Origin of the sequence: Aphanizomenon flos-aquae FACHB-1287 (assembly GCF_014698755.1) — a bacterium.
Taxonomy (GTDB): domain Bacteria; phylum Cyanobacteriota; class Cyanobacteriia; order Cyanobacteriales; family Nostocaceae; genus Dolichospermum; species Dolichospermum flosaquae.
This window is the reverse complement of the sequence record NZ_JACJTO010000048.1, coordinates 1-15,593: the sequence shown is the minus strand read 5'-3', so window position 1 is coordinate 15,593 and position 15,593 is coordinate 1. Positions and strand designations below refer to the sequence as shown.

The 15,593-nt window shown below is 38.8% G+C and carries 13 protein-coding genes and 1 rRNA gene; 3 read left to right on the top strand and 11 right to left on the bottom strand.

Features of this window, described 5'->3' with window-relative positions:
• Positions 1 to 560 precede the first annotated feature (560 nt).
• Positions 561 to 1,655: a phosphotransacetylase family protein gene (locus H6G44_RS17635; RefSeq protein WP_190387830.1), complete on the top strand. Its 1,095-nt coding sequence runs from the start codon at positions 561 to 563 to the stop codon at positions 1,653 to 1,655.
• A gap of 39 nt (positions 1,656 to 1,694) precedes the next feature.
• Here the strand turns inward: H6G44_RS17635 and H6G44_RS17630 are convergent, their stop codons facing one another.
• On the bottom strand, positions 1,695 to 2,435 hold the full coding sequence (locus H6G44_RS17630) for a Ycf66 family protein (protein WP_190387831.1): 741 nt from the start codon (positions 2,433 to 2,435) through the stop codon (positions 1,695 to 1,697).
• 327 nt (positions 2,436 to 2,762) lie between these two features.
• Here H6G44_RS17630 and gndA point away from each other — a divergent pair, with 327 nt between their 5' ends.
• Positions 2,763 to 4,193, top strand: coding sequence for an NADP-dependent phosphogluconate dehydrogenase (gene gndA / locus H6G44_RS17625; RefSeq protein WP_190387832.1), 1,431 nt, complete (start codon positions 2,763 to 2,765; stop codon positions 4,191 to 4,193).
• 237 nt (positions 4,194 to 4,430) lie between these two features.
• On the opposite strand, the gene H6G44_RS17620 is transcribed toward gndA, so the two are convergent.
• From H6G44_RS17620 to H6G44_RS17595, 6 genes are all read right to left on the bottom strand, one after another.
• A complete protein-coding gene (locus H6G44_RS17620) occupies positions 4,431 to 5,507 on the bottom strand; it encodes a glucose-1-phosphate thymidylyltransferase (protein WP_190387833.1) in 1,077 nt (358 codons plus the stop codon).
• On the bottom strand, positions 5,504 to 6,391 hold the full coding sequence (rfbD, locus tag H6G44_RS17615) for a dTDP-4-dehydrorhamnose reductase (RefSeq protein WP_190387834.1): 888 nt from the start codon (positions 6,389 to 6,391) through the stop codon (positions 5,504 to 5,506). The genes H6G44_RS17620 and rfbD overlap by 4 nt, the downstream gene beginning before the upstream one ends.
• Positions 6,384 to 6,929: a dTDP-4-dehydrorhamnose 3,5-epimerase gene (rfbC, locus tag H6G44_RS17610; RefSeq protein ID WP_190387835.1), complete on the bottom strand. Its 546-nt coding sequence runs from the start codon at positions 6,927 to 6,929 to the stop codon at positions 6,384 to 6,386. The genes rfbD and rfbC overlap by 8 nt, the downstream gene beginning before the upstream one ends.
• Before the next feature lie 137 nt (positions 6,930 to 7,066).
• On the bottom strand, positions 7,067 to 7,717 hold the full coding sequence (locus tag H6G44_RS17605; RefSeq protein ID WP_190387836.1) for a pentapeptide repeat-containing protein: 651 nt from the start codon (positions 7,715 to 7,717) through the stop codon (positions 7,067 to 7,069).
• Positions 7,714 to 9,114, bottom strand: coding sequence for a DICT sensory domain-containing protein (locus H6G44_RS17600; protein ID WP_190387837.1), 1,401 nt, complete (start codon positions 9,112 to 9,114; stop codon positions 7,714 to 7,716). Before H6G44_RS17600 ends, H6G44_RS17605 begins: the two co-directional genes overlap by 4 nt.
• Positions 9,115 to 9,158: 44 nt before the next feature.
• Entirely contained in the window at positions 9,159 to 10,733 is a 1,575-nt protein-coding gene (locus H6G44_RS17595) for a photosystem II high light acclimation radical SAM protein (RefSeq protein WP_190387838.1), read from the bottom strand.
• A 565-nt stretch (positions 10,734 to 11,298) separates the two neighbouring features.
• Here H6G44_RS17595 and H6G44_RS17590 point away from each other — a divergent pair.
• Entirely contained in the window at positions 11,299 to 11,694 is a 396-nt protein-coding gene (locus H6G44_RS17590; protein WP_190387839.1) for a DUF1830 domain-containing protein, read from the top strand.
• Positions 11,695 to 11,982: 288 nt separating this feature from the next.
• Here the strand turns inward: H6G44_RS17590 and H6G44_RS17585 are convergent, their stop codons facing one another.
• The 4 genes from H6G44_RS17585 to rrf form a co-directional block, all read right to left on the bottom strand.
• Positions 11,983 to 12,612 (bottom strand): ribonuclease D, encoded by a 630-nt coding sequence (locus H6G44_RS17585; RefSeq protein ID WP_190387840.1) that lies wholly within the window; start codon positions 12,610 to 12,612, stop codon positions 11,983 to 11,985.
• A 236-nt stretch (positions 12,613 to 12,848) separates the two neighbouring features.
• The gene (locus H6G44_RS17580; RefSeq protein ID WP_190387841.1) at positions 12,849 to 13,379 is read right to left on the bottom strand and encodes a CAP domain-containing protein; all 531 of its coding nucleotides are present in this window, start codon (positions 13,377 to 13,379) and stop codon (positions 12,849 to 12,851) included.
• Positions 13,380 to 13,932: 553 nt separating this feature from the next.
• Complete coding sequence (gene trpB, locus H6G44_RS17575; RefSeq protein WP_190387842.1) at positions 13,933 to 15,171, bottom strand: tryptophan synthase subunit beta; 1,239 nt, start codon at positions 15,169 to 15,171, stop codon at positions 13,933 to 13,935.
• Positions 15,172 to 15,485: 314 nt separating this feature from the next.
• Positions 15,486 to 15,593 (bottom strand): 5S ribosomal RNA (rrf, locus tag H6G44_RS17570); the annotation flags it as partial.

Below are 15,593 nucleotides of genomic sequence, written 5' to 3'. Positions count from 1 at the left end.
TAGAACTAGCTTCATGAAATTATCTCAAAAATTTCCTCATCTATATAATCTGTTTGACTCTTTTCCATCAAATAAGAACGCAGTGCGCGGAATTTGTGGGTAAAAATATAATCCTCAACAGCTTTACCAATCAAACTATCAGGAGATATATCTTCAGCTTCAGTAATTTCTAAAAGTGCTGCTTTTAGTTCTAGATTAATGGTAATAGTCAGGTTATCTTACATATTTTATTAGCCAGCTACATAATTTATTGTACAGTATCTATCAGGCCTCGGACTACTGATTACGAAGCAAATTTAGATCATGTAATGACATCAGAAGAAATCAAAGCTTCAATATAATCGCTTTTATATGCTAATAAACGTAAATTATTTATTTAAACAGATATTTTTATCTTGATTAAAATCGCTACAATAGCTACCACAGCTAGATTTATTCCCATTTAATTTTCAAAATTGAGACAATTAGCATTGTTAAAACCATTCACCTTCCGCCTATTGCACTAAAATTAGTAAACACCTAGCTGAGTTGTACAAACTTTTGAAATTAGGAGTGCATACGTGCCAACACCTGCCAAATATTTGCTAGTTGGATCAGTTGAAGCTTACAGTGGCAAATCTGCAACAGTTTTAGGTTTGTCTCATCAGCTAAAACAAAAAGGTTTGGATATTGCCTATGGCAAACCTTTGGGTAATTTTATCAAGATACCTGCAGGAACAGTCATCGAGGAAGATGTCCAGTTCATTACTCACAACCTTAACCTACCAGACAGCCGCATTGCTCCCACCTTATTATCTTTGGATGAAACTACCGTCCAGAAACGCTTACAGGGAGAAGATACAACCAACTATCAACAATTACTAGTACAAAAGTATTCACAAATACCAAAGAATAACTTGGTACTGTTAGAAGGTCCTGCTAACCTGTCAGAAGGAAATTTATTTGGATTATCTTTACCAGAATTAGGATCACAATTAGATGCTTCTGTACTTTTAGTTAGTCGTTATCAATCACTAACCTCCATTGAATCCCTATTATTTGCTAAACAGCAATTGGGGACGCGATTAATAGGTGTGATAATTAACGAAGTACCCCAGGAAAAATTAGAGTTAGTTAACACACTCTTACGCCCCTTCTTGGAAAAACAGGATATTCCTATACTGGCAACATTACCTAAAAGCAATATCCTCCGCAGTGTTAGTGTCGGAGAATTAGTCAAGCAATTAAACGCGGAAGTTCTCTGTCGAAGCGATCGCCTAGATTTATTAGTAGAAAGTCTAGCCATTGGGGCAATGAACGTCAACTCCGCCGTCAAATACTTCCGCAAACGTCAGAACATGGCAGTAGTTACAGGAGGAGACCGGGTTGAAATTCAACAAGCAGCCTTAGAAACATCTACTCAATGTCTGATTCTAACCGGACAACTGCCACCTCCTGCATTTATTCTCAACCGCGCTGAAGAGTTAGAAATCCCGATTTTGTCTGTGGATTTAGACACTCTCACCACAGTAGAAATCATTGACCGCACTTTTGGACAAGTCCGCGTCCATGAACCAATTAAAATAGAGTGCGTCCGTCAATTAATGTCTGAGCATTTTGATATTGACCGTTTATTATCCCAAATGGGATTTAATCCAGGGGTTTTAGTATCATAAACTCAGACTCCCCTGGTCTACCAGCGTCAATCCTTTTAATTAATCTTCTATTGGTTTATTTGATGGGATTTGTTCTGGTAATGCTTCTTCACCAGTTTCCTTAATGGCAACAATAACCTGGGTTTGAGTGATCTCTACTACAATTTCCGGTTCTTGTGGCGAAATTATCTGTTGTTTGTCGATGACAGGGGGTAGAGTTGGTGCTGCTTCCACGACATCCAAAGATTGAGAAAAAGTCTCCCCAGACGAAATTTCACTGGTAATTGTTGGGGTAGCAGTTACCGACTCATCTGGTAATTTTGACGGTGGCGTTGCTTCAGTTCTAGTTGTTTGTAAAATCTCTTCAGCAGTTTTGACCGCTGGTTTTTTATTTACGACCTGCTGTATCTTCGCTTTAGCACTAGCAAACACACTAGTAACGAAGCCTGATAATTGTGCAAATTTCTCTTTCACAGAAAACTTTGACATTTGTTCTTGAAAACTAATTTTAATTAGCTCAGGACTGGGAAAAGGAGTTTGTTGTGCTGCGGGAGTAAGTTGTCGCCGCAATAAAAGAGTTTGTGCTATAAACCATACCAACAGGGATACACTAGCTACATGACCAAGTAACAGCCCTCCAGTAATTCGAGGTGCAAAAATCCATAGTATCAAAGCGTAGAATAACCCAATGCCACTCCAGATAAAATCATACCGACGATGGATTTCTGGAAAAAAGAAGGCTGATAAATAAATGGCGAGACTACCAAAACCGACTACCAAGGCTAGAAAATAATCCAACATTTTTTTAATCCTCCTGACTATTTTAATAAAGAAAGGGAACAGGAAGCAGGGAACAGGGGATAATAAAGAATAGGGGATAGGATATTTAATTTTTATTGTCTCTTGCCTCTCCTTCTGCTATGTATTTTAATTTTGCAAGTTTTGTCGCTAAATTGTGGACTTCGATACAAATTAAAATTAATTGTTAATATTGGCTGTAAATTTTGAAAATCCTAGAAAAACTCTTAATATCTTCTTTAGGAGTGAAGCTAAAATCTCGGACTACCCTTAAAGAGAAAGGATCTGCAAGAAAAAAGCCAAACCCAAACAAAATATTTGAACTGAACTATGACACTACAAAGCTTTGGTGTGATTGGATTAGCAGTTATGGGCGAAAATATCGCACTTAACGTAGAAAGAAATGGCTTCCCAATTGCAGTTTACAACCGCTCTCGTGAAAAAACCGATGCCTTCATGGCCCACCGCGCGCCAGGACGGAACGTTAGGGCTGCTTTTAGCCTAGAACAATTTGTCGCCTCATTGGAACGTCCCCGCAAAATTTTGGTGATGGTACAAGCTGGTAAGCCTGTTGATGCAGTAATTCAACAGCTTAAGCCTTTGTTGCAAGAGGGTGATATCATTATTGACGGTGGTAACTCTTGGTTTGAAGATACTGATAGACGCACTCAAGAATTAGAACCCATCGGTTTACGATATATCGGTATGGGTGTGAGTGGTGGTGAAGAAGGAGCTTTAAACGGACCTTCTCTCATGCCAGGTGGAACAAGAAGCTCCTATGAGTACCTATCCCCCATTTTCAACAAAATCGCTGCTCAAGTTGATGATGGTCCTTGTGTAACCTACATTGGTCCTGGTGGTTCTGGACATTATGTAAAAATGGTTCACAACGGTATTGAGTACGGTGATATGCAGTTAATTGCAGAAGCGTACGATTTGCTAAAAAATGTGGCTGGTTTAAATGCGGCACAACTCCATGAAGTGTTTGCTCAATGGAATACAACTGATGAACTCAATTCATTTTTGATTGAGATTACCGCCAATATTTTCCCCTACGTAGATCCAGATACCAATATTCCTCTGGTTGATTTGATTGTTGACGCAGCCGGTCAAAAGGGTACTGGTCGTTGGACTGTACAAACTGCTTTAGAATTGGGTGTAGCGATTCCGACAATTACGGCGGCTGTAAATGCCCGGATTCTCTCTTCTATTAGAGATGAACGCATTGCTGCTTCTAAGATTATCACCGGACCTAATGCTAAGTATGGTGGCGATATTGCGGCTTTTGTGAACATGGTGCGGGATGCTCTCTATTGTTCTAAAATCTGTTCCTATGCTCAAGGTATGGCGCTGTTGTCTACAGCTTCTAAAACTTACAATTGGGAATTGAATCTGGGCGAAATGGCGCGGATTTGGAAGGGTGGTTGTATTATTCGGGCTGGCTTCTTGAATAAGATTAAGAAGGCTTTTGACGAAAATCCAGCTTTACCTAACTTGTTGTTGGCGCCTGAGTTTAAGCAAACAATTCTGGATAGACAAGCTGCTTGGCGGGAAGTAATTGTGACTGCGGCTAAGTTGGGTATTCCTGTTCCAGCTTTTAGTGCTTCTCTAGATTACTTCGATAGTTACCGCCGCGATCGCTTGCCACAAAACTTAACTCAAGCACAACGGGACTATTTCGGCGCACATACTTACAAACGGACTGACAAAGAAGGATCTTTCCACACTGAGTGGGTTCCCATTGCTGAAGCTCAGAAGTAAGATACTTTTGGTTAGGCTTTCAAGTTAATTCTTTTTGTTTATTTCGGTAAGATTGCCTGTAGGGGCGGGTTTTCCCCGCCCTTAATTGTAAGATTTAGATGCTATTGAATTTAGCTCAAAAGTTATGCTAAAATTACTGAACAAATATCATGCGGGGATAGCAGGTATTTATAATATTACTAAAACCAGCCTTTTTATTGAAAATTGATACAGTCTCTAGAATAATACCTCCTGCCCTTAAGTCAATTCAATTTGCGAATCATCACCAATTAAAAACCGTAACGCTTTAGGACGACGAGGGGCTATACTTAATTGGGCGCGTTGTCCAATTAAACTATCAATAATTCGTTGTTGAATACCCGTAATTCTAGCGCCTTCTAAAACTACACTATGTTCTAAATCCGTTTCTATCAGGGTTGAATTATCCGCAATACTACTATAAGGACCGATAAAACAGTTTTCTAAATAACAATTATTCCCAATTATCACAGGACCGCGAATTGTACAGTTAATAATTTGAGATTCAGTCCCAATTTGCACTCTTCCAGTAATCTGGGTTTTACTGTCAATATCACTTAAAATTGACTTTTTTAAATATGTATCGAGAATCAGACGGTTAGCTTCTAATAAATCATCTTTTTTGCCCGTATCTAACCACCAACCATCAAGATTATAAGCTAAAACTTCTTTTTTTTGATCTATTAAACATTGAATAGCATCAGTAATTTCTAATTCTCCTCTTGCTGAAGGTTTAATCAGAGAAATTGCATCATAGATAATTGGTAAAAAGAAATAAACCCCTACTAATGCTAAATTTGAAGGAGGAATTTTCGGCTTTTCAATTAACTGTAATACTCTACCATTTTCATCCACCTTTGCCACACCAAAAGCACTAGGATTTGTGACTTCCCGCAACAGAATTAAAGCATCTGGTTGTTGTTGGGTAAATTTATCTAAAAATGAACTTAAATCCCCTTGTTGAATCAGGTTATCACCTAAATACATCACAAATGCAGAATCCTTTAAAAAAGGCCGCGCAACTTGCACAGCATGGGCTAATCCTGCTGGTTGTTCTTGTAAAATATAGGTGATATTCACACCAAACTTTTCACCATTTCCCGTTTTATTTTTGACTTCTTCCCCGGTTTCTGGGCTGATAATAATTCCAATATCAGTAATCCCTGCTGTAGCCATTTCTTCAATGCCATACCATAAAATTGGTTTGTTGGCAACGGGGACAAGTTGTTTTGCACCTGTATAAGTTAAGGGACGTAATCTTGTACCTTTTCCACCGGATAAAATTAGTGCTTTCATAGGGATTTCTCTTTTAATTCTTGTAACATTAATCTTAGTCTTTGTCGCCAATGTGGAGGGTAAGTTCCCAAAAGTTGGGATATTTTTCTACAAGCGAGAACGGAATAAGCAGGACGTTTTGCTGGTGTTGGATATTCGGGAGTAGTAATGGGGATAACTTGGTTAATTGCTAGGGGAAAACCGAGTTTTTCTGCTTCTTCAAAGATTGCTATAGCAAAATCATACCAACTGGCAACACCACTATTTGTATAATGATAAATTCCCGCAATTTCTGCTGTTAATTGGGGGATAATTTTAGTAATTGTCAAAGCTATATCTTGCGCCCAAGTAGGACTACCAATTTGGTCTGCAACTACTCTCACTTCTAGTCTATCTTTACCAACTCGTAACATAGTTTTGACAAAGTTGCTTTTTCCATAAGTTCCATAAACCCAAGCTGTACGCAAAATTATATGCTGGGAACAATTTTTTTGAATTGCTATTTCTCCCGCTAATTTTGTTTTTCCATAGACACTCAAGGGATTGGTAATATCTGTTTCTTGATAAGGATAATTACCATTACCATCAAATACGTAATCTGTGGAAATGTGAATTAAGAAACTTCCTAATTTTTGGGTTTCTTCAGCAACAATTTGGGGAGCTATAGCATTGATTATATGAGCATTTTCTGGTTCACTTTCAGCTTTATCTACTGCGGTGTAAGCAGCAGCGTTGATAATTATTTCTGGTTGAATTTCTCTGATAATTTGGCGTAAGTTGTCAGGCTGAGTTAAGTCTATTTGAGGACGTGCAACTCCAATAACTTTATAGTTGGATGAAAGGGTATATTTTAGTTCTGTGCCAACTTGTCCGTTACTACCTATTAGTAATATTGATTTATTCATAAACTTGGGCATTTTTGAAAGTGGCAGCATTACTATCTTTAGCTGATAAAATTGGGGGTGTTTCCAGAGGCCAATCTATAGCTAAATCTAGGTCATTCCAAAGTATAGCGCGATCGCCTGTTGGTGTATAATAATCTGTAGCTTTATACATAACTTCGGCTGTTTCTGAAAGCACAAGAAAGCCATGGGCAAAACCTGCTGGTATCCACAATTGGCGTTTATTTTCAGCGCTGAGTTCGTAGCCGACCCATTGTCCAAAGGTAGGGGAGTTTTTTCTGATATCTACAGCGACATCAAAGATTTTACCAACAATAGCGCGAACTAATTTACCTTGAGGTTGGATGATTTGGTAATGTAAGCCTCGCAGCACATTGTATTCTGATTTAGAGTGATTATCTTGGACAAAATTCGCTGTGATTCCCAGTTTTTCTGTGAACGTTTTTTGATTATAGGATTCCAAGAAAAAGCCCCGGGAGTCCTGAAATACTTGGGGTTCTAGAAGGAAGACATCAGAAATAGAGGTGGGGATAATGTTCATGGAATGGTTGGATATTTTCAAAGCCACTTATAAAATATCACTTTTGAGCAAGAGTATATCCTAGAACCCAATTTAACTATATAATTCGTGGCGGTAAAAAGCCTCTATACGTCTGCTTTTTAATTATTAATTATTTATTAATTTCGCCCTGTATGACTAGCTTCTAGAACTGTTCCCAGAAAACACACCCGGTCTAAATTTGCACCATTTAACTTCACTCCATCTAATTCAGCACATAGTAAACTAGCTCCAGTTAAATTCGCTCCTGCTAAATTAGCCGCTCTTAAATCAGCTTCTTCTAGATTCGCTTCAATCAACAAAGCTCCTTGTAAATCTGCTCCGCTTAAATCTGCACCTTTGAGATTTGCCTCCGTTAAATTTGCACCTCGTAAATCTGCACCTCGCAAGTCAACACCCTGCAAATTTACACTCATCAAATTAGCACCACTTAAAAAAGCCCCTGCTAAGGAGGCATCATTAAGAGTTGCTCCCATCAAGTTACTACCTCGCAAGTTGCATCCACGTAAATCCGCACTTGTTAAGTTAGCTTGTATCAAATTTGCACCCATGAGGTTAGCTCGCAAGTCAGTTTCTTGCAGGTTTGCCCCCATTAAATTTGCACCTTCAAAATGGCCACCCTCTAGTCTAGAACCAGTAAAGTCCGTTCCCACCAAAGTAGCCCCTTGTAGTCGCTTCTCGCTTAAATCTAAGTGAGATAGGTCTTCATCTTCTAAATTTGCGCCGGGAAGTAGTTCGTTTTGTCCAATCATCTTTAACCTTTCATTCATTTGCTGTAAATTGAAATCTGTTCACTACGGTTACTTTGGCTATCCCAACGGGAATCGAGTAACCATAAACCACTGCTGGACTTGGGTGTCATTATGGGTAAATCCAGCCCCTGTTGTAGACCCATCACTAATAAAGCTAAGGTATCTACAAGTTTAGGATCAAAACGGGTGGATTGTTGTTTTTGGCACTGCTCTAAGGACTGGGTAAATATCTCTACTCCCTCTTTGCCAGAGTATTTATACTGATTGACTTGTAGCTGAAATTCTGCTATCAATGACAAAATTCGTGATTCTAAAGGAATATCATCACCAGCTAAACCTGCGGGTTCACCTGTCCCATTCCACCATTCGCTTTGGTGAGTGATAATCTGGGCAATTGCTCGTAGTCGTGGCATAATTCGTAATGCTTGCGCTGCTGGCACGAGGGGACAAGCTAGGGGACAACGAGGAGCACCCTCTTCATAAGTGTTTCCTAAGTGACTGGGAGTAATCAGGCTTTCAGCTTTTTGCAGTGGATCTAAGCGATGTAATAAAGCCGCAAGGCGCAGTCTTTTGATTTGCCATGCAGGTAAATCCAATAATTGCCCCATGGTTTCGGCGATAGATGCTACTTCTGATGTGGCTAGAGGATTGCGGGTATCTGCTAGATCAATCAATTGCGCCATCCGCAAAAATGCTTGAATTTCGTTAGATACCAAGTTACGATCTAGAAATTTTTGGTGGGATGCGGTGATAATGGGCAAGTTACCTTGTCCGGTTTTGAGGTAATCAACAACACGATAGACGACAGTAGCTACTTCTTCCCCCGGACAGATAGCTGGATGAATTGCCTGTTTATATTGACTGAGTTTGAGACCTAGTTCAGGATGATAGTCTTTAATATGAGCAATCACTAATTCTGCGGTTTCTTCCACTAATTCCGGTTCAAATGTCCATAAACCATAGAATTTACGCTCTAAATCGCAAGTTGGTAAACCATCTTTTCCATAATCAGATGCAGATAACTCTTGACAAATTACCATTGCTGTGTAATCAGGAGCTAAAATAATCAAGTGCCATTCCTGCGCTACAGGATCATCTGAGGCCAATCCTACCAAATTAATGTTTGGTAATTTACCAGTAGGGTGTTCGGCAAAACCAGCATCAGCCGCCGCCATAATTACAATTTCCCGACTGTGTCGCGCTATATCTGCATATCTTTGGGCCTCTTGCAGATACCATTTACCCTGTTGAAAAGCCGTAATCACCAAAGGTCCATTATCTTTGGTTAAAATATGATCTTCCAAAGCATGGCAGAGGGATACTAAGGTATTTTTATAGTACACGCCAAAATGAATAGGTCTAGCACTATGGCGGTGAGAGGCTTCTAATTGTTGAAGAATTGAACCTTGTAACATGGAATTACGTATTTATAAGTAGGGGGTGTGGTTTCAAGATTGTTCTATGATATACCTGCTAACTGTTTTTCTGGTTTTTCTATCGGTGCAGAAAGTGCATCTTCTAAATCAGCGCGACCCAATTTGGCCTCTAAAATATTCATTACTTCCCGTCCGAAATCATTGGGATTTTGTCGCCAAGCTTGTAAACAAACTTCACCAAAGAAAGAACCCAAGGGTTCAGGATTCCAGAGGAGTTTTTTTGCTGTCCAAGGCATTAAACTCATAGGGTCATAACCCGGTTTCAGAATACCTTCTTTGAAAGCATATTCTTCTAAGTGAGTATGGGGTTGAAGTCCAATAAAGAAAATAGCAGGTTCAACTTTATCAGCCCCAAAAATCTGTTCTAGTGCGCGGTGATAAGCAATAGTTTGACGAATAGTTTCAGGACGTTCATCAATCACATTAAAGGAGTAGTTAACAGAAACTACATCATGGAAACCGGCGGTTTTTAAATCACGACAGTTTTGTAAAACAGTGCGTAAGTTATAACCCATTCGCATTTTGCGAACCAGTTCTTGAGAACCGCTAGTGATCCCAATTTCAAAATAATTCATGCCCGTTTTTACCATCAACTCACACAATTGGGGTGTTAAGTTGTCGGCTCTAATGTATGCTGCCCAATGAATATCTGACATTCCCGAATCCACGATTTTCTGGAGAAGTTCTACAGCATCATCAATGAATTTACGAGCGGGAATAAATTGGGCATCTGTAAACCAAAAGTTGCGAATTCCTCGATTATATAATTCTCGAATTTCCGCAACCACTTCATCACTAGGATTAATTCGGACTTGTTTACCTTCAACTACAGTATAAACACAATAACAGCAATTATGGGGACAACCACGTTTAGTTTGCACACCAATATAAAAGTCCTGTTCTTGCAAATAATAATTAAATTCTGGCCAAATGGTTTCGATGTAATCGTAATTACAAACTGTTTTTTCTAAGGGTGTGGGTTGTTCATGTATTAGGCGTTTCCGTGGTTGATTTTCTCCAACTACATAACAGCGTTCATTGTGAATATCTTCTCCTAAAAGCAATTTTGTTAGTAGGGTTTCTCCTTCACCTACGGAAATAATTGTTCCAGAAGGTAGGCTTTTACCCAACTGTTCATAAAAAACGCTAACAGCACCACCACCTAAGACTACACGGGCTTGAGATTGATATTTTTGGGCGCGTTTTAAACCCCGTTTAACTAATCCCAAATTACGCCATAATTCTACATAATAAGCAATAAAAATTCGTAATCCACCTAAAGCACCACGCAATTTTATTAACGGGTTTTTGGCGTAATAAAATTCAAAGGCATTTTGGAGAGGGTTGCCACCCCGTCCACCCACCGGCGCGTAAATTTGAATATCCCGCCAAGAAAAGACGAGCAATGTCGGTTTAAACTCATCAATAGACCTGTCCAGGGCGGAAGCATAATCTAGTGGTGGAACTGTCCCTAAGTCAAAAATCCGCTGTTCTACATTGGGAAATAGTTTGTGGACGTGATCTGAGAGATAAACAACCCCAATGGGAAAAATAGGGTTACAAGGAAGGCGAACGTAGAGGATTTTAGTTTCGTTCATCTGGTTTAATTGTAATACTTGGTGTAGTTGAGGAACGGACTGGATGAATTATAAATTTGCCTCTGATTTGACCTGCATTATCCTTGACATTTTGGTTGTTTTGTAGTAGGCAAAAATATTTTGCTGTTAACAACTGTAGTCAAGCTGAAAACTACGGTGTATAAAATTTGCTTGTTATCTGTGGGGTTTTATGAACAAAATTTTCATATACATTTACCATAACATTGAGTTTATGAATTCAGCGATGATTTTCTGTTGTGATTATGGGGATGGATGTGGGATAATTCAAGTTACCAGGGAGAATTTAAGATTAGGGATCAAAGACTGAAATTCTTAGTCCCCAAACATTTACAGCAATTTTACCGGAAATAAAAAGCCAGTGTCTCATTTGTGAAACATTTTGTTAAGTAAATACAAATTTATTTACAAAAATTTTAGAAACTCGATATATCTTTAGATAGAAATAATGCAGATGGTAGTCGCAGTTACAGTAACCGGGGATCATCCGGTGTTAGCTTTACCTATGTAATGTAAAATTGTGGCGCAAATAAGCTCCTCAGCAGTTATGGCTCAGATATTAGATCCTCTACCACCAGACCATTCAGGGAAGGTTCTCTGCTGCTACGTCAATGCTACGAGTAAGATCCAGGTAGCTCGTATCACCAATATTCCTAACTGGTATTTTGAAAGGGTGGTATTTCCCGGACAAAGGCTAGTATTTGAAGTTCTTCCAGAAGCACAAATGGAAATTCATACTGGGATGATGGCAAGTGCTATTATATCAGATACGATTCCCTGCGATCGCTTGATCATCCATGAATCCAGCAATGATCACAAACAAGATAACTCATCTCTAGAGATAAATTCTAGTAATAGTAATCCGATAAAGTCGGAAATTAATAAAAAAATTGTAGACACGACAAAATCTTTACAATCCGTTGAATTAGCATCTATTGATTAAAAACACAATGTTGCTAAACATTAGGGTTGCTGAATTCAGCAGCCTTTTTTATGTGGGGAGGGTAGGGGTTTATTCTCTCAATTCTAAAAATGTCTCTAATCCCTGTTTTTTACTTAATTCATATCCTTTTGTGCCACACTGTTAGACAAAGTGCTGTATTTTCAAAGTATTTAAAGGTAAATAAAATTTACCATAGGTTGAGATACCTTTTTTATCAGTTATTTAAACAATTTCCCGTTTAATTTTTGAACTGGTAGATCAATAAATTGCAAGGGAAATAAAACAATATCAATGTTCAAATAAATCCTTGAATTGTAATAAATCCAAACTAACAATTGTCGGTAAAACTTGAAAACATTCCTGAGCAACTTGCCAACGTTCCTCCCTTTCCAACATAGCCGTCAGCTTTTCTCTAACACTTAATAAATAACGGACATCATTGGCCGCATAACTTAATTGTATATCAGATAAACTACTAGCATTACCCCAATCAGAACATTGAGAACTTTTATCCAACTCCACCTTTTCCAACTCTAAAACCACATCTTTCAGACCATGACGATTCGTATAAGTACGAGCCAACTTACTAGCTATTTTAGTACAAAAAATCGGACTCACAACAATATCTAAATTATGTTTTAAAGTAGCAACATCAAATCTAGCAAAGTGAAAGACCTTAACAACATCAGTTGCTTCCATAAGCACTTTTAAATTGGGTGCCACCCTTTGCCCCCTAGAAATCCGAATAGCAGTAACCTGTCCTTCTGGGTTGCAAACTTGAACTAGACACAAGCGGTCACGCTGCGGCAAAAGTCCCATAGTTTCTGTATCAACAGCAATTGCTGGAGACTGCAAATACTCAGAGAGAATTGCTTCACTTAAATCGCCCTCACCAACCTGAAAATCTTGTAATGTCATAAACTTATTAAATATCAATTATCCTTATTTTGCCAGAAAAAATCGCTTTTCCTCACCTCTCAATTAAAAATGCCAAATTAAAAATTAAAAAGTTCATTTATAGCAGTTCCATACTCATGAGGTACAAAGTTTTTTAGTTTTAGGGAATAGGGAACAGTGAATAAATTGGTGTGTACTTTATTAGACTGGAAGATGATATATGCCCTCTGTGAGGGGCATAACTCCTAATTTTGCCCTTATTTGCTAACATTCAAAAATATTTGCGTTAGATAGACATCCCCATTCTCATTAGCAGCCACCCCAACACCAGTTAAATTATACTTACCCTGGAGATTTCTCAGATGACCAGGACTTTTTAACCAGCCAACAACCGCCTCATTAGCAGGATTGCTATATCCCGTATTATAAGCCACATTTTCCGCCGCACTACTGTATTTAAGAGGAATAGCCATCACACGCTGTTCAAAGCCTTGGTGACTAAAAGGAACTTTACCAGCAGCCATATTTTGACTATGAATTCTCGCTTGCTGACTAATTTTTTCACTTAAATTTAATTGTTTTAGCCCCCGTTTTGCGCGATATTGATTAATTTGAGTAAAAACTGACTTCTCTAAATTAGTAGTTTCAAAACCAACATTAGATATTGTCCCTTGACTTGTCACAAGTGATGAACGCTGATATCGGCCTGTTTGTTTAGCAGCAGTCATATAGCCACTAGCGATGACAAGCGTACTTAAAGCTATGCCAAAAGCAGTTTGTCGTAACATGGAGTTTTCAGTTAAGTAATGTATGGATTTATCAGATATATACCCTATCTTCCAATTATCAAAATACTTACCAGGATACTATTTACCAAATATGAACTCAAGGATCATCAAATTTTCACAATTTAAGTCATTTATACATAGCAATCCAATTTGATTCATGATAGGTTGTGTAGCGTTAGCGCTATTATTCTACAAGTATCACGGAAAGCAGGTAGGTATACAAGAAATATTCTTCAAAAATCAAATAGTATTCCCATCGTATCCATGACCATAAAATTCTTAGAAGTTCTTTACACTACATTATTAATTAAAATCATTAGTAATAAATAGTATCTAATGATAGATGTCATAGATACTAGAATTGTTCACCAACTATTATTCATGAAAATTTATCTTCAATCCAAGAAAATTCCCGTGAGACAATCTATCAGTTATTCTTAACACACTAACTCCACTCAGATGATCAAGTTTTTCAGCATAATTACTTAGGGGGCGAGTCAAATTACTCATAAGTTTCTTTGAGATTGTATTTCTAGCACCCCCCAATTATAACTTAGTGAATTAAAAACTTAGCAGCAGTTTGTACATCCTTGTCACCCCGTCCAGAACAATTGATGATAATTTTGGGACTATCAGCAAGTTGAGGACAAAGAATTTCCAGATAAGCGATCGCATGAGAAGTTTCCAAAGCTGGTATAATTCCCTCTAGCTTCGATAACCGTTGGAAAGCCTCCAAAGCCTCAGCATCAGTAACACTATAATATTCAGCGCGACCACTATCCTTCATATAACTGTGTTCTGGACCCACACCAGGATAATCTAATCCAGCACTAATCGAATAAGGTTCGATAACTTGTCCGTCATCATCTTGCAAAAGATAACTCATCGAACCATGTAATACGCCAACCTGTCCTTTAGTTAAAGTAGCCGCGTGCTTGTCAGTATTCACACCTTCACCAGCAGCCTCCACACCAATTAATCGCACAGATGGTTCTTTAACAAACTCGTGAAATAACCCCATAGCATTAGAACCACCACCCACACAAGCCAAGAGAATATCAGGTAAACCACCCCATTTTTCCATAGCTTGAGCGCGGGTTTCCTCACCAATCACAGCGTGAAAATCTCTGACCATCATCGGGTAAGGATGGGGACCAGCCACAGAACCCAGAATATAATGGGTAGTTTCCACATTCGTTACCCAGTCCCGAATCGCCTCAGAAGTGGCATCTTTGAGAGTTCCCGTACCTGCAGCCACCGGACGAACTTCCGCCCCCATTAGCCGCATTCTGAACACATTTAAAGATTGGCGTTCCATATCGTGAACACCCATGTATATTATACATTCTAATCCAAACCGAGCGCAAACGGTCGCTGTCGCTACACCATGTTGTCCTGCACCAGTTTCCGCAATAATGCGCTTTTTACCCATGCGCTTGGCTAATAATACCTGACCGAGAGCATTATTAATTTTATGTGCACCAGTGTGATTTAGATCTTCACGTTTTAAGTAAATTTGCGCCCCTGTACCATCAGGACGGGCATAATTGGCGGTAAGGCGTTCGGCAAAATATAAAGGTGTAGCTCGTCCTACATAATCACGGAGTAACCCTTGTAATTCAGATTGAAAACCAAGTTCATGACGATATTGCTGATATGCAGTTTCCAGTTCAGCTAACGCAGGCATTAGAGTTTCTGGAACATACTTACCACCAAAACGGCCAAAACGGCCTAGAGTATCAGGAACTGAAGCCGTTGAAGAGAAATTAGGGGAAAGGGGAGTAGTGGTCACAGGTTAGGTAAAATGAAAGAACAAGGTTAATTTTAATTATTTTTATTCTAGAACTATTAATGATACCGATAAAGAGAGTTATTTTTTAGATCACCCTACAGTTTTCTAAACTATTTTTAAAGGTAAGACTAGAAATTAGCTAATTTGCCCTAAATCTAAAGCTGGATTATACACGCTATTTCTCTTGTATTTCTCCTAACGTGGCTTTTTCTTTAGCGTCATGTTCACCCTTTATTAAATTTAGCTCTATTTGCACTAAAAAAACAAAACCCCCGCTAAATAAATAGAGGGGGTCTTGTTATATGAAAAAATAAACCTGGCATCGAGCTATTTTCACGCAGGGCTACCCCCAAACTATCGTCGCCGCAGCAGCGTTTCACCTCTGAGTTCGGGAAGGGATCAGTGTGGTTCCACCGCGCCAT